We start from the raw sequence: 18,304 nt of genomic DNA, 5'->3' as shown, positions 1-18,304 counted from the left end.
CCAGCGACCCATCTGCGCGGATCACACGGCAATATGGCCAATTCGTGTCCCGGAGGCCGGCCCCGGCCCGGACGCGGATGACAATGACGTGACGCGGGGCCGCGGCGTCCGGATGTGGTTTTCGGGCAACGCAAAGACCGGCCGCGCAGGGAACGCGTCCGGTCCTGATGCGACTGGAGGATGTCGCGGATTAAAGGCGGTAGGCGATCGTGTCGTTCCAGAAGCGGTCGAGGCGCTGCAGGAGCTTGTTCATCTGCGCGAACTCGCCCTCGCCGATGCCGCCGACCTTCTCGATCGAGCCGATATGGCGCTCGTAGAGCCGGGCGACGGTCTCGGCGATCTCCTGGCCGTTCTCGGTCAGGCTGATGCGGACCGAGCGGCGGTCGATGCGCGAGCGCTGGTGGTTGATGAAGCCGAGGTCGACCAGCTTCTTGACGTTGTAGGAGACGTTCGAGCCGAGGTAGTAGCCCCGCGAGCGGAGTTCGCCGGCCGACAGTTCCGAGTTGCCGATGTTGAAGAGCAGAAGCGCCTGGACGGCATTGATGTCGTCGCGACCCTGGCGGTCGAACTCGTCCTTGATGACGTCCAGAAGGCGGCGGTGGAGACGCTCGACCAGATGGAGGGACTCCAGGTAGAGCGAGCGGATTGCATCTTCGCGGGTTTCGACAGCGGCGGCTGCCTGCGGCTTCAGCTTCGTGTTCATCTTCTCTGCCTCACTGTTTTGTTTGGCGGTGTTTGTTTCTTCCCGCCTTGTGAGTGAGACTATCGAATGCCCATAAAATTCGACTTAAAACATATCCTTAACAAGCACTTACCCCGGCTTCGACGATTGCGACGAATGGAAGGCAGCGCCGGGCGGAGGGAAATTCCTCTTATATAAATCAACGCGTTAGCGCGAAAAATCATTAAACTCGCGGGCCCGAAAGCTTTCGAGCGAGGGTTAACGGGTGGTTACCTGCTCGGCCCTGCGGCGATCTTCCAGCCAGAAAACGATGCGGAAAAGCACATAGACGGCCACGACGAGGGCATGGAAAAGCAGGACGAAGACGTTCGCCCCGAAGACATCGGCCCACAGATTGTACATTAGGAACTGGATGAGCGCGGCGAGCGCGTAGAGGACCGGGCCCCAGGACACGGTCAGCCAGAGCCCGAGCGAGGCGACGGGGAAGAGCACTGCAAGGCTCGGCGCCGCGACCTGCCATGGGAGCGAGAGGAGGTCGAAGCGTCCGCGACCGCCGAGCGTATAGCCCACCAGCATGGCCCAGTATTGCAGGCCGAACCAGAAGCAGGTGATGGCGACGACGCGCAGAAACAGCACGAACAGGGTCTGCGTCAGCGTCCGCCTCGGCACGTTGGGTGAATCAGGTTCCATGCCGGCACCTTACCCGGCGCGGGCGGGGTGTGCCAGAGAAGGCATCGATGGCCGGAGGCTGCACGATCGTTCAAGAAGGGACTGCGGCAACGGCGTAGTCTCCCGCGGCAGCGTCAAGGAGACCACATGGAAAAGCCCGTCTTTCCCCGCACGGCCATCAACCTGGCCAGCAAGCTCAATCAGATCCGCGATCACTGGCAGCCCCGCGTGATCGCGGAAATGAACGACTATCAGTTCAAGCTCGTCCGCATCGAGGGCGATTTCATCTGGCACGATCACCCGGAGACGGACGAGACCTTCATCGTCCTGGCGGGAAACCTGCGTATCGACTTCCGCGACGGGTCCGTCACCATCGGGCCGGGCGAGATGTTCGTGGTCCCGAAGGGCGTGGAGCATAAGCCGTTTGCGGAGAAGGAGGTGCAGATGATGCTGATCGAGCCGCGAGGCACGTTGAACACGGGCCGCGAAGGCGGCGAGCGCACCGCCCAGAACGATCTCTGGATATAGGACCGCCACCAACTCGCCCATTCATAATCAGGATCCCGCGTGCTATTGAGCGCCGCAACTGCTGATGAATGGAAGCCTGCCATGGACAAGACGCATCTCGTCGACGAGATCACCAGCCACCGCCGCATGCGGCGCAACCGACGCGCCGACTGGACGCGTCGGATGGTGCAGGAGAACCGGCTGACGGTCGACGACCTGATCTGGCCGATCTTTCTCGTGCCGGGCACCGGGATCGTCGATCCGATCGCCGCCATGCCGGGCGTCAACCGGATGAGCATCGACAAGGCGGTGGAGGCGGTCAGGGAAGCGGCCGATCTCGGCATCCCCGCCATCGCTACCTTCCCCGACATCGAGATGGAACTGCGCGACGAGACGGGCTCGCAGAGCCTTTCGGCGGACAACCTCATCAACCGGGCGACGGCGGCGATCAAGAAGGCGGTGCCGAACATCGGCATCATCACCGACGTCGCGCTCGACCCGTTCACCAGCCACGGCCACGACGGCATCCTGCGCGACGGCATCATCGTCAACGACGAGACGGTGGACCAGATCGTGCGCGCGGCCGTGATGCAGGCGGATGCCGGGGCCGACATCATCGCGCCTTCGGACATGATGGACGGCCGGATCGGCGCCATCCGCCGCGGGCTGGATGCCGCAGGCCACCAGGACGTGGGCATCATGTCCTATGCCACGAAGTTTTCCTCCGGCTTCTACGGGCCCTATCGCGAGGCGATCAATACCGGCGGGCTGCTGAAAGGCGACAAGAACAGCTATTACATCAGCCCGGCCAACGGCACCGAGGCGCTGCGCGACGCGGCGCTCGACGTCGAGGAAGGCGCCGACATGCTGATGGTCAAGCCCGGCCTGCCCTATCTCGACATCTGCTGGCGTCTCAAGGAAGCCTTCGGAATGCCGACCTTCGCCTACCAGGTCTCCGGCGAATACACGCAGATCAAGGCCGCGGCGATGAACGGCTGGATCGACGGCGAGCGGATCATGATGGAGACCCTTCTCTGCTTCAAGCGCGCCGGCTGCGACGGCATTCTCAGCTATTTCTCGCTGGAGGTGGCGCGGAAGCTTGCGAAGGGGTGACGCATCGCCTTCGCTTGCAGCGGAGGCCATGACCTCCCATATGCTTCCTCGTGCAACCGGAGACAAAAGCCGATGAGCCTCGACCCGAACCCGACCTATATCGTGCCGGACGACTGGCGCGCCTATAGCGGCGTGCTGACGCGGCGCGCCTTCGCCTTCGTCATCGACTATACGATCGTGCTCCTGCTGTGCATCCCCGCCGCGGTCGTGGTCTTCTTCCTCGGCATCATCACGCTCGGCCTCGGCTTCTTCCTCTATCCTGCGCTGTTCGTCATCGTGGCGCTCCTCTATTTCGGCGTGACGCTCGGCGGGCCGAGCCAGGCGACGCTCGGCATGCGGGCGCTCGGCATCGCCATGATGCGGCTCGACGGCCGGCGGATCGATTTCCTGACGGCCATGGTCCACACGGTGCTGTTCTGGATCATCAACTCGGTGCTGACGCCGCTCATCCTGCTTGCCGGCCTGTTCACCGACCGCTCGCGGCTCGTCCACGACATGCTGCTCGGCACCGTCGTCGTCCGCACGGACTGACGACGAGCCGGTCAGCCGCGGCTTATCCACGGCCGACCACGACAACTGCCGCGGGTCCTGTTGACGTTTTGCCAATCTGCGCCATGGTATGGCTGTTACGGCATCATCGGGAAGCCAGGACGGAACCAATCGCGCCGCGATGAATACTCAGACCACGCCCTCCCCGCAGTTCTACCTGACAGCCCCGGCGACCTGTCCCTACCTGCCGGGCCAGATGGAGCGCAAGGTGTTCACGCACCTCGTCGGGCCGCGCGCGGCGGAGATGAACGACCTCCTAACCCAGGGCGGCTTCCGGCGTTCCCAGAACATCGCCTACCGGCCCGCCTGCGAGACCTGCAGGGCCTGCGTTTCGGTCCGCATCCTCGCCGAGGAGTTCCAGCCGGGCCGCACCATGCGCCGGGTGCTGGCCGCCAATTCCGACGTCGTCTCGACGCTTCTTCCGACACAGCCCTCCACCGAGCAGTTCTCGCTCTTCCGCCGCTATCTCGACGACCGCCACCAACGGGGCGGCATGTCGGACATGTCGGCGCTCGACTATGCGATCATGGTCGAGGACACGCATGTGAACACCCGCATCATCGAGTACCGCAGGCGCGAGCCGGGGACGCTGATCGGGGAGCGCAAGGGCGAACTGCTTGCGGTCGCGCTCACCGACACGATGAGCGACGGCCTGTCGATGGTCTATTCCTTCTTCAACACCCAGCTTGCGAAGCGCTCGCTCGGCACGTTCATGATCCTCGATCACATCAGCCGCACGCAGGCGCTCGGACTGCCGCATGTCTATCTCGGCTACTGGGTGAAGGGCTCGAGCAAGATGGGCTACAAGACCCGCTTCCAGCCGCAGGAGCACCTGACCCCGCGGGGCTGGGAACGTTTCGATCCGGCCTCCGACACCTGAAGGCATGCTCTCCATGAATGATCACAAGAAGGGCCTCGCGCTCACCACCATCGGCGGGCTGGCGCTTTCCTTCGACGTGCCGCTCGTGAAGCTCGGCCAGGGCGAGGCATGGTCGGTCATCGCGCTGCGCAGCGCGACGACCTTCGCCGCCGCCATGGTCCTGTGGCTGCTGCTGCGGGTGCTGACGAAGCGGGCGCCCGTGCTGGTGCCGGGGCGTGCGGGGCTCCTGGCGGGGCTTTGCTACGGCGTCTCGACGATGACCTTCCTCGGCGCGGTCTTCAACACCGCGACCGCCAATGTCGTCTTCATCGTCGCCTTCACCCCGATGTTCGCGGCACTGTTCGGCTGGCTGGCGCTGAAGGAAGTGCCGTCGTTCTCGACGGTCCTGACCATGGCGGCAATGGTTTGCGGCGTCGCGCTGATCGTCGCAGGCGGGCTCGAGGCGGGAGGCCTTCTCGGCGACGGGCTGGCGCTCGTCACCTCCGCGCTCCTCGCAGCCGCCATCACGATCGGTCGCAAGAGCGGCAAGGACATGGGCTTCGTGGCGCTCGCCGCCACCATCCTCCCGGCGCTGGTCGGCTTCGGCTTCGTGGCGCAGCAGGGTTTTTCGGTGGCCGAACCCGCCTGGGTGATCTTCGACGGCGCGGTGATGCTCCCCCTCGCCTTCTGGTGCCTCGCCACCGGCCCCCGCTATCTGAGCGGCCCGGAAGTCGGCATGTTCTACCTGCTGGAAACGATCCTCGCGCCGGTCTGGGTGTGGATCGTCTTTTCGGAAGTGCCCGCAACGCAGGCGCTTGCCGGCGGCGCGATCCTCGTTTTCGCGCTGGTGGCGCATTCGGCCTGGCAGATGCGGCGGCGGGAAAGGCCCGCGCTCGCGGCCGCCGAGTGACGGCCGCGCCCTACCCCTGATCAGCCCGAGAACCTGCCGCTGCGCGGGAAGCCTTTCGGAACGAGACGGCCGGCGGAGGCGCGGTCGCCGAGCCATTCCACCAGTTCCTCCCGAGTCTTGGTGAAGACGCGGCCGGCGGAATCCTCCCAGGTGAGCCCCTGCTCGATCGCGAAGCACTTCACATCCGAAATGCCGCCGTCCTTGTAGCGCTGCAGGCGGACGCCCTTGCCGCGCGTCATCTCCGGCAGCTGCACCAGCGGGAAGACCAGCATCTTGCGGTTCTCGCCGACCACCGCGACGTGATCGCCGACGACCGGCACGACGAGCTTCGCCTCGTCGGGCATGCCGACATTCATGATCTGCTTGCCCTTGCGGGTGTTGGCGACCATCTCGCTTTCGGCGACCACGAAGCCGTTGCCGGCGGTGGAGGCGAGGATCAGCTTGCGCGACGGATCGTGGACGAAGGCGGTCAGGATGTCCTGGTCGTTTTCCATGTCCACCATGATGCGGACCGGTTCGCCATGGCCGCGGCCGCCAGGCAGCTTGTCGGCGCCAAGCGTATAGGCCTTGCCGCCGGTCGTCACCAGCAGCAGCTTGTCGGTCGTCTGCGCCGGGAAGGCGAGCTTGAGCGCGTCGCCTTCCTTGAAGGTCAGCGACGAGGTGTCGGCGATATGCCCCTTCAGCGCGCGGATCCAGCCCTTCTGCGAGATGACGACAGTGACCGGCTCCTTCTCGATCATGGCCTGCTGGATCGCCTCGACGTCGGCGTCCGGCGCCTCGGCGAACTGCGTGCGGCGGCGGCCGAGCTCGGTTGCCTTGGCGAACTTCTTCTTGACCTCCTGGACTTCCCAGGAGACCGCCTGCCAGAGTTTCTCGTCGGAGGCGAGCAACGCCTCGATCTCCGCCTTCTCGGCGGTGAGTTCATCGAATTCCTTGCGGATCTCGAATTCCTCGAGCTTGCGCAGGTTGCGCAGCCGCATGTTGAGGATGGCTTCGGCCTGGATGTCGGTGAGATCCCACTTGGCGATCATCACCGGCTTCGGCTCGTCTTCCTCGCGGATGATGCGGATCACCTCGTCGAGGTTGAGATAGGCGATCAGCAGGCCGCCGAGTATCTCCAGCCGCCGGTCTATGGCGGCCAGGCGGAACTTCGAGCGCCGGATCAGGACCGTCTTGCGGTGATCGAGCCACTCGAGCAGGACCTCGTTGATCGCCATGACCCGCGGCACCTTGCCCATGGACAGGACGTTCATGTTGAGCGGGAAGCGGTTTTCGAGGTCGGTCAGCCGGAACAGCGATTCCATCAGCAGCGTCGCATCGACCGTTCGGCTCTTCGGCACGAGCACGATGCGGACGTCCTCGGCGGACTCGTCCCGGACATCTTCCAGGAGCGGCAGCTTGCGGGCGATGAGCAGTTCGGCGATCTTCTCGATCAGCCGCGACTTCTGCACCTGATAGGGGATCTCGGTGACGATGATCTGGTAGCCGCCGCGGCCGAGGTCCTCGGTCTCCCACTTGGCGCGCACGCGGAAGCCGCCGCGCCCGGTCCTGTAGGACTCGATGATGGACTCGCGACTGTCGATGATGATGCCGCCGGTCGGCATGTCCGGTCCGGGGATGAACTCGACGAGCTTCTCGATCGAGGCGTCCGGATGCTTGATCAGATGGAGCGCCGCGTCGCAGAGTTCGTGGACGTTGTGCGGCGGGATGGAGGTCGCCATGCCCACCGCGATGCCGGATGCACCGTTGGCGAGAAGGTTCGGGAAGGCGGCCGGAAGGACGATCGGCTCCTCGTCCTCCTCGTTATAGGTCGGGCGGAAATCGACGGCGTCCTGGTCGATGCCTTCGAGGAGGAGCGCCGCGACATCCGTCATGCGCGCTTCGGTGTACCGGTAGGCGGCCGCGCTGTCGCCGTCGATATTGCCGAAGTTGCCCTGCCCGTCGACGACCGGATAGCGCTGCGAGAAATCCTGCGCCAGCCGCACCAGCGCGTCATAGACGGACTGGTCGCCGTGCGGGTGGAACTTACCAATCACGTCGCCGACGATGCGGGCGCACTTCTTGAATGCCGAATTGGGACGGATGCCCATTTCGCTCATGGCGTGGATGATGCGGCGGTGTACCGGCTTCAGGCCGTCACGGACGTCCGGAAGCGCGCGATGCATGATCGTCGACAAGGCATAGGCGAGATAGCGCTCTTCAAGCGCCGCCTTCAGGTCGACCGGAAGGATGTGATCGCCGCCCTCGCCGTCGGACGGCGGTGTAAGATTTTGTCCCATGCGGCCTTGACTAGCGGAAAGCCTGATTCCCGGCAAGAAAATCAGGGCATGCGCCTGTGGATGACGCAACGGGCGTCGCCCCTTCCGGTCTCCCGGCCGGATGGCGGCGACCAACAAAAGCGTGGACGTTTTTCCGCCGCCTCGTATAAGTGGCGGACCGGAACAACAGGGCCGCGGCCCACAGGAGGAATGATGATGTCTCTCGCGGGCAGGATGCGGGTTCTGATGGCCGGCGCCGGGCTTCTACTGGGGGCCGGTCCGGCCTTCTCGCTCGACGGCGCCGACCTGGTGGCGAAGCTGAATGCCGCCATGGGAATGTCCGGCACACCGCTCGTCGTCCAGACGATCGACGTGCGCGGATCCACCGTGATCCTCCGCGGGACGACCTACAAGCCCGTCGAAACGGAGCCGGCAATCGAGATCGGCGACATCACCCTCGAAGGCGTCGAGGAAGACAATGGCGGCTACCTGATCGAGAGCATCGCGTTCCCCGACGTTACCGCGACGGAAGACAAGACGACCGTGTCCATCTCCGACCTGACGATGAGCGGCATAACCGTGCCCGCCACGGCGACCGGCGACAGCCTGGACTCCATATTCCTCTACGAGGAAGCCTCCACCGGGCCGATGGTCGTGACGGAGGACGGCAAGACGGTGTTTTCCTTCGCCTCGTCCCACACCGCCACCGACATTGCCGAGGACCGGTCGGCCATCGGATTTGCGCTCGAGGTCGACGGCATCAAGGCGGATCTCGCATCGGTCGACGATGCAGAATCCCGCGAAGCGCTCCAGTCGCTCGAGCTCACGACGATCGAGGGCACGATGAGCATGTCGGGAAGCTGGCAGGCCGAGGACGGCGTGGTCGACCTCGAGGAATTCGTCTTCGACTTTGCCAATGTCGGCAAGCTTTCGATGGCGATGAGCTTTTCCGGCTATACGATGGACTTCGTGCGCGCCGCCCAGGACGCCTCTACGGCGATGCAGGCCAATGCCAGCAAGGAGAGCCAGGACGCCGCAAGCCTCGCGATGCTCGGCCTGATGCAGCGGCTGACCTTCAACAGCGCCGAAATCAGTTTCCAGGATGCCGGGATCACCGCCCGCGCACTCGACCATGCGGGCAAGGAACAGGGCGTTTCGGGCCAGGACATGGCGCAGATGCTGAAGGCGATGACGCCGATGGTACTGGCCCAGTACAACGTGCCTAAGCTGCAGAACATGGTGAGCGAGGCGGTCAACATCTACCTCGACAACCCCGGCAACCTGACGATCTCGGCGGAACCCGCGAACCCGGTTCCCTTCCCGATGATCATGGGCGCCGCCATGGGCGCGCCGAACACGCTGCCGGACGTGCTGGGCGTGACGGTGGAAGCCAACAAGCGGCAATAGAAGCCGGCCAGGCGGCGATCCGGCGGGGCTACCGCGCCGGTCGCCGCGACAGAGGATGGAGATTGCGCAGATGCCTCGTTTTCTCGCCGTCTACACGATGAAGCCGGAGGACCTGGCGGCGTTTCGACGCCTCCCGAAGGCCGAGCAGGATGCCATCGATGCCGTGGGAATTCCGCAGTGGATGGCGTGGGAGGAGCGCAATGGCGCGCACATCCTCGACCGCGGCGGCATGGTGGGCAGGACGACGCGGGTGACGCGGGACGGGATCGCCGAAGCGCAGAACCCGTTCTGCGGCTATCTGGTCGTCGAGGCGGAGACTGCCGAGGCCGCCGCGCGGCTGTTCCAGGACCATCCGCACCTGACCGTATTTCCCGGCGACGGCGTCGACATCATGCCGTTCGTGACCTGAGCGAAGGCCCCTTCCCGTCCCCTCAGCCCCGCCGGACGACGAGCTCGTCCGTCACGGGGACATTCCTCAGCGTTCCGAGGACCATGTTGTAGGAGATGACGCGACGGTGGAGCTTTTCCAGTTCCGACCGGGGCGCGGATGATCTCAGTTCGGCCCGCAGGTGCAGGGACACGAAGCAGCGGCGTGCATCGGCGGGGGCTTCGAGCCCTTCGAGCCCCATGAATTTACCCCGCGGATCGAACAGGCCTTCCGCCGTGAAATCGACGAAACGCAGGTCGATGCCGGCGTCCTTCGCGAGCATGGGATAATCCGAGCCCGCGCACACGGCGAGGGCGCAGAATATCTGTTCGAAGGGATCGATGACCGTCGCGGGATTGTCGGGATGGCCCGCGGGACGCTCTAAGCGAGGTGCGCTGCAGGCGGTGCCTGACGCCGGATCGTAGACATAGCGCGCGCGATACGTCCCGCGAACGGCGTCGCGATGCTTGTCCAGGACCGAGACGATTTCCCTGACCGTGCTCGCGGCCTCTCCGAAGACGGCCATGAAAACCTCCTCCCGATCGATGTTACCGGGCGCAAGGCGCGGCCTGCCTGACGACCTCCGGACCATTCCGCGCGCTACCGGTGTGCCGCGGCGCTTCGGAACGGGACCGCGTCGGTATCGCCGGCGAGCCCGCTCCCGGGCATTTCGAAATCCACCTGCATGCTGCTCAGCACCGCGTTCCAGTGCCTCGTCAACGCGGCGATTGCAGCGGCTCGCCGGATTTCCTCGTCCGTGGCCCCGGCGTCCGGGACGACAGTCTGCGGGATGTCCTTGTAGGCGGTGGCCCCGCCCTCCGTCCGATAGGCCAGAGCGCTGCCGCCGACGATCAGGGCGGCGAAGACGATGACGTAAAGCCATCCCCGCTGCCCGGGTCTGCCGCCCGGCCCGCCGGGCGGCGAGCTATGCGTCGAGTTCCTCACGCTGTCTCTCCTCGTATTCGGGCCACGCCGCCTGCGGCGGCACGAACCACAAGAGTTGAAGGCGGGGCGAAAAGTTCGCCCGCCACCTCACGATGTTTCAGGGCTCGTCCTCCGGCGTGGCGGGCGGGCGCGACGAAAGATGGATGTGGAGACGCACCGCGAGACCGCCCTGCCGGAAGATGACGAAGGCAACGCCCGGCGGGCAATGGAACGGATCGTTGTCAGGGTTCACGAACCGCCCCTCGACAACGGTGACGTTCCCGGCGCTCAAGACACGCTGCGTATGCAGCATGACGCCTGCATCGGCCGTCGCGGTCAGTTCCTGCAGAAAGAAGCATCGTCCGATAACGGGGGCCTGTCCTCCACGGTAAAGCTCAAGGTCCGGGGCGAAATGCCGGAAGTAGCGATCCCGGTCACTGGGGTTCAACAGGCCCGGACACGCCGTCTCGTAATACTGAGCGTGCCGCCGTGCGCTCAAGCGGCTGTCGCCGTCGTGCAGTCCCGCCGTTTCCAGCAGCATGCCGGCAAGCTTTCGCCTGGACGTGGCCAGGCGGCTTCGGACCGTGCCGACGGGAATTGACAGGATGGACGCCAGTTCCTCGTAGGACTGGTAGCTTCCGAAATAGCGCAGCATGGCGGTCGCCCGCAAAGGCTCGGGCAGCCGGTGCAAGGCATCCCACACCCAGTCGCGCATGGCCAGTTTCTCGACCCGCTCCTCGGGACCGATAGCCTCGTCCGGGCGATCGGGCACCTCGGCCGCGAGCACCTCCCCCCGCCGGCGGCGCAGATGCCGCAGGCAGCAGCGGTGCAATATGGTGAGAAGCCAGCCGACGACCGCCTGAGGCTCGTTGAGCGACCCGATGTGCCTAAGGGCGACGAGAAAGGTTTCCTGGACCGCATCCTCGGCTTCCACGCCATAGCCGAGGACGCGCAAGGCCGCGGCGTGAAGCCGTGCGCGGTGGCGCTCCAGCAGCACGCCGAGGCAGGCGACGTCTCCTCCCCTGGCGGCGAACGCCAGTTCGGCATCGGAGGGCTCTGTGCGGGTCTGATAGTCCATGGACGAAAGGAGCCACCGGTTGCGGAAAAAGTTCATCGTCAACGGAACGCGATATCCGGCGCCCGGGCGAGCCGGTTGCCGGGATCGGGTTCCGCACCTGCCTTCCTGCCGCCCGGGGCGAGACGCTTACTCCGGAGCGATGACAATCTCGACGAGGTTCGGCTCGTTCGAGGCAATGCCCTCCCGGACCGCCGGTCCTATCTCGTGAGCCCGCCCGACGCGGCGGGACCTGATGCCCATCGACGCGGCGAGCGCCATGAAGTCGACCCGCGGGTCGTCGATTTCCAGGCCCGGCACCGTCGAGTTGCCGTCGGCGCCGTAGCCCTGGGCGACCGAGTACTTCTTGAGGATGTTGTACTCGGCGTTGTTCATGATGACGAAGGTCACCGGCACCCGGTACCTTGCGGCGCTCCAGAGCGCCTGAGGCGAATAGAGCGCCGAACCGTCCCCGAGAAGCGCGAGCACCGGCGCCCGGTCCAGTCCGAGCGACACGCCGATGGCGGCGGGCAGGCCCCAGCCCAGGATCGCGCTGCGCATGAAGACATATTTCGACACCGGCCATTTTTCGAGCGCCAAGCGCACGTGATGCATGGTGGCCGGCGCCTCATCGACGACCGGCACCTCGCCGCCGGCTGCCCGCAGCACTTCCGCGGCGGCCACCAGGGGAGAGATCACCGATGCTCCGACCTCGGCTGCAATCCGTCGCTCCAGCGCGGCAAGACGTGCCTCGCGCCCGGCGGACGCGGCCGACCTCATCCGCGCGACATCCTCTTCGTGGGCGGCCATCCGGGCGGACACAAGCGGCAGCAGTGCCCGAAGCGATGTCTTCAGGTGGCCGTGGCAGGCAAGGCGCGCGGGGTATCGGCGGCCCAGTTCTCCAACATCCTCGGAGACCTGGTAGAGATCGCAGGAGATCGGGACGGCCGGGCCCTCGCTGTAGAGGTAGGAGATTAGCGAATGTCCGCCGAGGACGAGCACCGCATCGTAGTCCTCCAGAGTGGAATGCATCCCGCCGGCGGTCGAGGGAAGGTTTCCCGCCCAGAGCGAATGATCGGTCGGGAAGGACATGTAGCCCGGCCAGGACGGGCCGTACACCCGGGCCCCGAGGGCATCGGCCAGGGCCGTCGCCTCGGAGATCGCGTCGCTCCTCGTGACCTCGTCGCCCGAAACGACCGCAAGCCTGCCCGGCGCGACCGAAGCCAGCGCTTCGGCAAGCTCGTCAAGCCCGCCCGCCACCGCCTGCCGGTCAATCCGCGACCGCCCGCCGGCCTTCGCCCGCGCCGGAGCCGTCATCATGTCGATCGGGAGAGAGAGGAAGACGGGGCCCGCGGGCGCGGTCACGGTATCCTGCAGGGCCCGCCGGACCATGACCGGTATTTCGTCCGGATGGGACAGTTCGCGCGCCCACTTCGTGGCGGGCCGTGCGATGTCGACGAGGTTTCCCGACAGGAGCGGATCGGCATGGAGGTGGCGCGTGTCCTGCTGCCCGGCGGTGACGAGCATCGGGGTCTGCGCCACCCGCGCGTGCACCAGCGCGCCCATCGCATGCCCGAGCCCGCCGGCTGTGTGCAGGTTGACGAAGGCGGGCTTGCCGGTCGCCTGCGCGTAGCCGTCGGCCATGGCGACCACCGCCGTCTCCTGGAGGCCGAGGATGTAGGTGAGATCGGGATAGCTCGCCAGAGCATGCATCAGCGGCATCTCGGTCGTGCCGGGGTTGCCGAAGATGTACTCGATCCCCTCGTCCGCGAGGACGTCGAGGAGAAGCCTGGCACCGTCCTTCAACGGCGCATTCACGTGGTCATGGGGCACACCGATATCTCCGTGGAGGGTCTGCCGGCACCTTCGGAATCATTTGCGGTTTGATCATGGCAAGATGAGGGAGTGTCACATTTTCAGGACGGAATCGTCGATCCAGCTCCCGTGGACGCCGGCCGGAACCCAGCCCGGTATCTCGACGACGGCCACCGGGGCGGCCCGGATGTCGGTCGCGTCGAGGATGTAGAGCGCGCCGCGCCGCGTCGCGAGGTCGCCGACGTAGCTGAAGAGCCAGCCGTCATCCTCCGCCGTTCCCTCCGGATCGGCCACGAACCATGGCTCTTCCGGCATCTGGCCCGGCGGAAACTCCCGCACGTCGACGCCGCCCGAGCGCCCGTCATACTTGACGATCGCGTTGCGCTTCAGGACCCCGTTGGGGAAGGCAGAGGCATAGGTGTAGCGATTGCTGCGCCCGAGGAAGGACTGGTTGATCGTCGGGAAATCTGCCGAGATATCGCTTCGTATTTCCGGCTTTGCAGTGCCGGCCGCCGGATCGATGTGCCAGCGCGCGAACTTGTCGCCCTCGACGATATAATGGCCGTGGCCGGGCGTGCTCATCAGCCAGCGGCTGAAGCGCGCCCAGGCATCCTCCTCGTAATAGGTCGCCTCCATCCGCAGCGTGCCGTCCGGCTCCTCCCAGGCATTGCTGATGTGGAAGTAGAAGTTCGGGTCCACCGCGATCCATTGAACGGGGCCCTTCGAGCGGTCGCGGGGCAGCACGCCGATCTTCGCCGAATAGTTGGCGTCCCATCTGTAGGGAAAGGGCAACGTGCTGGCGGGATCGAAGACGACGCTCGGGTCCAGGAAGACGACGAAGTTCTCCGTCACGGCAAAGTCGTGCATGATCGAAGGGCCCGCGCCGGGCACCGGCTCGACATGCGTCAGCTCGCCTTCCGGAGAGACACGGAAATAGGTCAGATGCGGCTCCTGCGGCCCATAGGAGATGAACAGCATTTCGCCGGTGCGGGGATCGATCTTCGGATGCGCCGTCATCGGCGCCTTCAGCTTTCCGTCGAAGTCGAAGACGCCGAGTGTCTGGAGTTCGGGTCCGACCAGAAACGGCAGGTTCACCTCCTGCAGGGCGAAGATGCGCCCGGCATGGGCATAGACGCTGGTCGCCGCCGCGCTTGCCGCAAGATCGACGCTGCCGTCCTCGCGGAAGGTCCGGGCGCCGGACAAGGCCGGGGTGCGGACGAAGCGGCTGCGATACCATTCGGCGCGGCCGTCCTTCAGCCTAACGCCGTGCAGCATGCCGTTGCCCTCGAACCAGTAGGGCGGTTCGTGCCCTTCAGGCGGGTTGTGGCCGTTGCGGATATAGCGGCCGCTCAGCGACGGCGGGATGGCGCCGCGCACTGAGAGCTGGTCGACGGTCAGTTCGACCTGCGTCGGCGCGTAATGATCGCGGAGGAAGACCTTCTCGTTTTCCGCCCGCCGGGCGCGCGCGACCGGAGACTGCAGGAAGAACGCCGGCGCGGTGGCTGCCGTGAGCGTCACGAAACCGGATCTGAGGAAATCTCTTCGGTCCATAGGAGCATCCTGCCAATCTTCATTGCCGGGGCTCTTCCGAAATTAATCGACTATATTACACTCACCTAATCGATATCTCGTATCGCGGGCATTCACCGGATGAATTTGCGTGCCGTCGATCTCAACCTCCTCGTCGTCCTCGATGCCCTGATCGAGGAGCGGAGCGTCTCGCGCGCGGCAAGGCGCGTCGGGCTCTCCCAGCCCGCGACATCGGCAGCGCTCGGCCGCTGCCGGCATCTCTTTTCCGATCCGCTGCTGGAGCGCGTCCGCGGCTCCATGCGGCTGACATCGAGAGCCGAGGCGATGCACGAGCCGATCAAGGAGATACTCTCCTCCGTCGCCGCCCTCGTCGCACCGCGCGAGATCGACCTGAAGACCGTGCGCCAGACGGTGACGCTGCTGATGGCGGACGTGTTGATGGACCTTGCGCTGCCCGACCTCCTGGAGGAACTTGCCACCAGAGCGCCGGGCATCGATCTCTCGGTCCTGCCCTGGCCATCCTCGACCAGCGCCACGGAGGCGCTCGTCAGCGGGAGTTGCGATCTCGCCGTCTCGGTCATCCCGTCCGGCGACAGGTCGATACGGCGGGAATTGCTGTTTGAGGAAAACTACCGGATCCTGATGCGCCGGGATCATCCGGCAGCGGCGTCCTTCGACCTCGACACATGGCTCGACTATCCGCATGTCATCGTCACCCGGCGAGGCCTCCTCGATACGCGGCTCGACGAGCAGCTTGCGGCGATGGAGCGCGACCGGCGGGTGGGGCTCGCGGTCCCCAGCTTCACGCTCGTGCCGCAACTCCTGCTGCGAACCGATCTCATCGCCATGCTGCCGAGCCGCTGCGTGCCGACGATCGGCCGCGACGCCTACGCGATCTTCGACCCGCCGCTGCCGATCAGCGGGTTTCCCATTCACATTGCATGGCACGCGAGAAGCGACGTCGATCCGGTTGTGCAGCACGTGGCCTCCCGCATGCGGGAGGCGCTGGCCCCTCTCGCCGGGAGCCCGGACGGGGCGCCGTGACCGGCGCCACGCCGTCGCCCTTCGCGCGGGCGACGGATAAGGACGTCTAGGGCCGGGCCGCCAGGCCGGCCGCGACGCCCCTCAGCTCCGCCAGCCCCTTCAGCCGGCCGATCGCCGGATAGCCGGGCTGCGCGCCGCGCTTGAGGTCTTCGAGGATGTCCTGGCCGTGATCCGGACGGAAGGGAATGACGCAATCGGAGCGCCCTTCCCCGCGACGCCGCGCCTCCTCGCCAAGCAGGGCCGCGACCACGCCGACCATGTCGACGTCACCCGCCAGATGCTCGTCCTCGAAGAAGGAGCACGGAATGCCGTCCGTCTCGCGCTTGACGTTGCGCAGGTGGGCGAAGTGGATGCGCGGGCCGAGACGTCTCGCCATGCCCGGAAGATCGTTGTCCGGCCGCGCGCCCAGAGAACCCGTGCAGAAGGTGACCCCGCTCGCGGGGTCATCGACGGCGTCCAGCACTGCCCTGTAATGGGCTTCCGTCGACATGATGCGGGGGAGCCCGAGAAGCGGAAACGGCGGATCGTCCGGGTGGCAGCAGAGCCGCAGGCCGAGGCGCCCGGCATGCGGGACGACTTCGGAGAGGAAATCGACGAGATGCCCGCGCAGGCGGCTTTCGTCGATCGCCCGGTAGCGGGCAAGCTGGTCCTTCAGGTCGTCCAGCGAAGGCTGGGCCGAAGAGCCCGGAAGACCGGCGTTGACGTTCCTCGACAATTGCAGGCGGGGTTCCGGCGTCATGCTGGAAAAGCGCGCCTCCGCCTCCTCGCGCAGGTGGAGCGGATAGTCGTCCTCCGCCCCTGCTCGCCGGAGGATGAAGAGGTCGTAGGCGACGAAATCGACCAGCTCGAAGCGCATGGTCGTGCCGCCATGGGGAACCCGCCAGGCAAGATCCGTCCGCGTCCAGTCGAGGACCGGCATGAAGTTGTAGCAGACGACCTCGATGCCCGCCCGGGCGAGGTTTTCCATCGAAAGGATGTAGTTCTCGACATGCCGGCGCCAGTCTCCGGTCTGCGTCTTGATCTCCTCGGAGATCGGCAGGCTTTCCACGACGTCCCATGCGAGCCCGGTCGGCTCGCCGGCCGGATCGACCGAAACCTCCTGCTGCCTCCGGGATATTTCCTCCGGCGTCCAGACCTCGCCATAGGCCACGTGATGGAGGGCAGAAACGATGCCCTCGGCGCCTGCCTGCCGTGCGTCCCGGACCGTCACCCTGTCGACCGGCCCGAACCATCTCCACGTCTGTTTCATGATCGTACTTCCTTATCTCTGCGGATCAGCCGAACGCGAGGTTCGGCAGCCAGAGGACCAGACCCGGCAGGAACAAGAGGGCGACGATGAGCGCGATGATCGTCGCCACGAACGGCAGCGACTCGATCGTGTATTCCTCGATCTTCACGTTCATCAGCGAGCAGACCGCGTACATGGCGACCCCCACCGGAGGCGTCATGCCGCCAAGCGTGACGATGCTCATCATCAGGATGCCGAAATGGACCGGGTCGATGCCCACCTGCGTGACGATCGGCACGAAGATCGGCGTCAGCAGGAGGACGAGGACCGTGCTTTCGACGAAGCAGCCGGCGATCAGCAGGAACAGGAGGATGAGCATGACGATCCCGGCCGGGCTTTCGATGCCGGCCAGCATCCAGGAGGAAATTCCCTGGGGCACCTGGAGGTAGATGATGGCGAAGCCGACCATGCCCGACATCAGGATGATGATCATGATCAGGCCGATGTCGGAAATCGCGTGAGCGAAGGCGCGCTTGGTCTTTTCGAAGTTGAGTTCCCTGTGGGCGAGGAAGCCGACCAGGAAGGCGTAGACGACGGCGAAGGCGCCGACCTCGGAGGGCGTGAAGACGCCGCCGCGGATGGTCAGGACCAGCGCGACCGGGAAGAACAGCGCCCATTTGGCGCCCCAGACGGCCGATGCCAGGGCCTTGAACGTCGGCCGCTCGGTGTTTGCGACGACATAGCCGCGGCGCTTGGCGACGAGGTAGGTCGTGGTCATCAGCCCGACCATCATCAACAGGCCGGGAATGATGCCGGCCACGAAGAGACGGCCGATCGAGACGTTGCCGACATAGCCGTAGAGGATGAGGCCGATGCTCGGCGGGATCGTCGCGGTGATCAGCGATCCGACGGCGATGGCCGCGGCGGAAAAGCCCTTGCCGTAGCCCTTGGCGATCATCGTCGGCCCGAGGATGCGCGCCTCCATGGCCGCATCGGCCACGGCCGATCCGGACACGCCGCCCATGACGGTGGAGAGGACGATCGCGACCTGGGCGAGGCCGCCCGCCATCCAGCCCACCGCGACATAGGAGAACTTGAAGAGCCGGTCGGTGATGCCGCTCTCGTTCATCAGGTGTCCGGCGAAGACGAAGAAGGGAACCGCCAGCAGCGGAAAGCTCTGGCTCATCGTCGCGATCTTCTGGACCGCGATCGAGATCGGCATGACCGGATCGGTGAGGAAGAAGACGAAGCCGGAGATCCCGATGGCGAAGGCCACGGGCATGCCGACGGTCATGAAGGCAAAGAAGAGAAGCGTGATCAGGCCCATG

Annotated in this window: 18 protein-coding genes; 8 read left to right on the top strand and 10 right to left on the bottom strand. The window is 65.7% G+C overall.

The genetic code is table 11. The features are described from left to right. Positions 1-190: 190 nt before the first annotated feature. Both ldtR and ACWGPT_RS07780 read right to left on the bottom strand, forming a co-directional pair. Positions 191-703 carry a transcriptional regulator LdtR gene (gene ldtR / locus ACWGPT_RS07785; protein WP_452605033.1) on the bottom strand — a complete coding sequence of 171 codons (513 nt, stop codon included), beginning with the start codon at positions 701-703 and terminating at the stop codon, positions 191-193. A 237-nt stretch (positions 704-940) separates the two neighbouring features. Next, positions 941-1,372, bottom strand: a complete 432-nt coding sequence (locus tag ACWGPT_RS07780; RefSeq protein WP_452605032.1) for a DUF6163 family protein — start codon at positions 1,370-1,372, stop codon at positions 941-943. A gap of 126 nt (positions 1,373-1,498) precedes the next feature. On the opposite strand from ACWGPT_RS07780, the gene ACWGPT_RS07775 reads away from it, so the two are divergent. The 5 genes from ACWGPT_RS07775 to ACWGPT_RS07755 all read left to right on the top strand — a co-directional run bounded on the left by ACWGPT_RS07775 (position 1,499) and on the right by ACWGPT_RS07755 (position 5,289). Next, positions 1,499-1,879: a cupin domain-containing protein gene (locus ACWGPT_RS07775; RefSeq protein WP_452605031.1), complete on the top strand. Its 381-nt coding sequence runs from the start codon at positions 1,499-1,501 to the stop codon at positions 1,877-1,879. Between the two features lie 81 nt (positions 1,880-1,960). Next, positions 1,961-2,971, top strand: a complete 1,011-nt coding sequence (gene hemB / locus ACWGPT_RS07770) for a porphobilinogen synthase (RefSeq protein WP_452605030.1) — start codon at positions 1,961-1,963, stop codon at positions 2,969-2,971. 72 nt (positions 2,972-3,043) lie between these two features. After that, positions 3,044-3,502 carry an RDD family protein gene (locus tag ACWGPT_RS07765; protein WP_452605029.1) on the top strand — a complete coding sequence of 153 codons (459 nt, stop codon included), beginning with the start codon at positions 3,044-3,046 and terminating at the stop codon, positions 3,500-3,502. Between the two features lie 139 nt (positions 3,503-3,641). Then, a complete protein-coding gene (locus ACWGPT_RS07760; RefSeq protein WP_452605028.1) occupies positions 3,642-4,400 on the top strand; it encodes an arginyltransferase in 759 nt (252 codons plus the stop codon). Positions 4,401-4,404: 4 nt separating this feature from the next. After that, positions 4,405-5,289: a DMT family transporter gene (locus tag ACWGPT_RS07755; protein WP_452605027.1), complete on the top strand. Its 885-nt coding sequence runs from the start codon at positions 4,405-4,407 to the stop codon at positions 5,287-5,289. 20 nt (positions 5,290-5,309) lie between these two features. On the opposite strand, the gene parC is transcribed toward ACWGPT_RS07755, so the two are convergent. Further along, positions 5,310-7,568 (bottom strand): DNA topoisomerase IV subunit A, encoded by a 2,259-nt coding sequence (gene parC, locus ACWGPT_RS07750; RefSeq protein WP_452605026.1) that lies wholly within the window; start codon positions 7,566-7,568, stop codon positions 5,310-5,312. Positions 7,569-7,763: 195 nt separating this feature from the next. On the opposite strand from parC, the gene ACWGPT_RS07745 reads away from it, so the two are divergent. Together ACWGPT_RS07745 and ACWGPT_RS07740 are read left to right on the top strand one after the other, a co-directional pair. After that, positions 7,764-8,954, top strand: coding sequence for a hypothetical protein (locus ACWGPT_RS07745; protein WP_452605332.1), 1,191 nt, complete (start codon positions 7,764-7,766; stop codon positions 8,952-8,954). Between the two features lie 70 nt (positions 8,955-9,024). Then, positions 9,025-9,363 (top strand): hypothetical protein, encoded by a 339-nt coding sequence (locus ACWGPT_RS07740; RefSeq protein WP_452605025.1) that lies wholly within the window; start codon positions 9,025-9,027, stop codon positions 9,361-9,363. Between the two features lie 22 nt (positions 9,364-9,385). On the opposite strand, the gene ACWGPT_RS07735 is transcribed toward ACWGPT_RS07740, so the two are convergent. From ACWGPT_RS07735 to ACWGPT_RS07715, 5 genes are all read right to left on the bottom strand, one after another. After that, a complete protein-coding gene (locus ACWGPT_RS07735; RefSeq protein WP_452605024.1) occupies positions 9,386-9,907 on the bottom strand; it encodes an OsmC family protein in 522 nt (173 codons plus the stop codon). Between the two features lie 74 nt (positions 9,908-9,981). Next, positions 9,982-10,326, bottom strand: a complete 345-nt coding sequence (locus tag ACWGPT_RS07730; protein ID WP_452605023.1) for a hypothetical protein — start codon at positions 10,324-10,326, stop codon at positions 9,982-9,984. A gap of 97 nt (positions 10,327-10,423) precedes the next feature. Next, positions 10,424-11,419: an RNA polymerase sigma factor gene (locus ACWGPT_RS07725; RefSeq protein WP_452605331.1), complete on the bottom strand. Its 996-nt coding sequence runs from the start codon at positions 11,417-11,419 to the stop codon at positions 10,424-10,426. 90 nt (positions 11,420-11,509) lie between these two features. Then, positions 11,510-13,192, bottom strand: coding sequence for a thiamine pyrophosphate-binding protein (locus tag ACWGPT_RS07720; RefSeq protein ID WP_452605022.1), 1,683 nt, complete (start codon positions 13,190-13,192; stop codon positions 11,510-11,512). Positions 13,193-13,267: 75 nt separating this feature from the next. Then, positions 13,268-14,725: a carotenoid oxygenase family protein gene (locus tag ACWGPT_RS07715; protein WP_452605021.1), complete on the bottom strand. Its 1,458-nt coding sequence runs from the start codon at positions 14,723-14,725 to the stop codon at positions 13,268-13,270. A 99-nt stretch (positions 14,726-14,824) separates the two neighbouring features. Here ACWGPT_RS07715 and ACWGPT_RS07710 point away from each other — a divergent pair, with 99 nt between their 5' ends. Further along, a complete protein-coding gene (locus ACWGPT_RS07710) occupies positions 14,825-15,748 on the top strand; it encodes a LysR substrate-binding domain-containing protein (RefSeq protein ID WP_452605020.1) in 924 nt (307 codons plus the stop codon). Between the two features lie 46 nt (positions 15,749-15,794). On the opposite strand, the gene uxuA is transcribed toward ACWGPT_RS07710, so the two are convergent. Together uxuA and ACWGPT_RS07700 are read right to left on the bottom strand one after the other, a co-directional pair. Next, the gene (gene uxuA, locus ACWGPT_RS07705) at positions 15,795-16,997 is read right to left on the bottom strand and encodes a mannonate dehydratase (RefSeq protein ID WP_452605019.1); all 1,203 of its coding nucleotides are present in this window, start codon (positions 16,995-16,997) and stop codon (positions 15,795-15,797) included. 25 nt (positions 16,998-17,022) lie between these two features. Then, entirely contained in the window at positions 17,023-18,303 is a 1,281-nt protein-coding gene (locus ACWGPT_RS07700) for a TRAP transporter large permease (protein WP_452605018.1), read from the bottom strand. Between the last annotated feature and the right edge of the window lies 1 nt (position 18,304).

This window comes from Pseudorhizobium sp. NPDC055634 (assembly GCF_053618655.1).
The sequence above is the reverse complement of the archived record's forward strand: the minus strand, read 5'-3'. Positions and strand labels throughout refer to the sequence as shown.

Coding starts and splice junctions, on each gene's coding strand:
- ldtR (WP_452605033.1), bottom strand. CDS start 703: ATGAACACGAAGCTGAAGCCGCAGGCAGCCGCCGCTGTCGAAACCCGC.
- ACWGPT_RS07780 (WP_452605032.1), bottom strand. CDS start 1,372: ATGGAACCTGATTCACCCAACGTGCCGAGGCGGACGCTGACGCAGACC.
- ACWGPT_RS07775 (WP_452605031.1), top strand. CDS start 1,499: ATGGAAAAGCCCGTCTTTCCCCGCACGGCCATCAACCTGGCCAGCAAG.
- hemB (WP_452605030.1), top strand. CDS start 1,961: ATGGACAAGACGCATCTCGTCGACGAGATCACCAGCCACCGCCGCATG.
- ACWGPT_RS07765 (WP_452605029.1), top strand. CDS start 3,044: ATGAGCCTCGACCCGAACCCGACCTATATCGTGCCGGACGACTGGCGC.
- ACWGPT_RS07760 (WP_452605028.1), top strand. CDS start 3,642: ATGAATACTCAGACCACGCCCTCCCCGCAGTTCTACCTGACAGCCCCG.
- ACWGPT_RS07755 (WP_452605027.1), top strand. CDS start 4,405: ATGCTCTCCATGAATGATCACAAGAAGGGCCTCGCGCTCACCACCATC.
- parC (WP_452605026.1), bottom strand. CDS start 7,568: ATGGGACAAAATCTTACACCGCCGTCCGACGGCGAGGGCGGCGATCAC.
- ACWGPT_RS07745 (WP_452605332.1), top strand. CDS start 7,764: ATGTCTCTCGCGGGCAGGATGCGGGTTCTGATGGCCGGCGCCGGGCTT.
- ACWGPT_RS07740 (WP_452605025.1), top strand. CDS start 9,025: ATGCCTCGTTTTCTCGCCGTCTACACGATGAAGCCGGAGGACCTGGCG.
- ACWGPT_RS07735 (WP_452605024.1), bottom strand. CDS start 9,907: ATGGCCGTCTTCGGAGAGGCCGCGAGCACGGTCAGGGAAATCGTCTCG.
- ACWGPT_RS07725 (WP_452605331.1), bottom strand. CDS start 11,419: ATGAACTTTTTCCGCAACCGGTGGCTCCTTTCGTCCATGGACTATCAG.
- ACWGPT_RS07715 (WP_452605021.1), bottom strand. CDS start 14,725: ATGGACCGAAGAGATTTCCTCAGATCCGGTTTCGTGACGCTCACGGCA.
- ACWGPT_RS07710 (WP_452605020.1), top strand. CDS start 14,825: ATGAATTTGCGTGCCGTCGATCTCAACCTCCTCGTCGTCCTCGATGCC.
- uxuA (WP_452605019.1), bottom strand. CDS start 16,997: ATGAAACAGACGTGGAGATGGTTCGGGCCGGTCGACAGGGTGACGGTC.
- ACWGPT_RS07700 (WP_452605018.1), bottom strand. CDS start 18,303: ATGGGCCTGATCACGCTTCTCTTCTTTGCCTTCATGACCGTCGGCATG.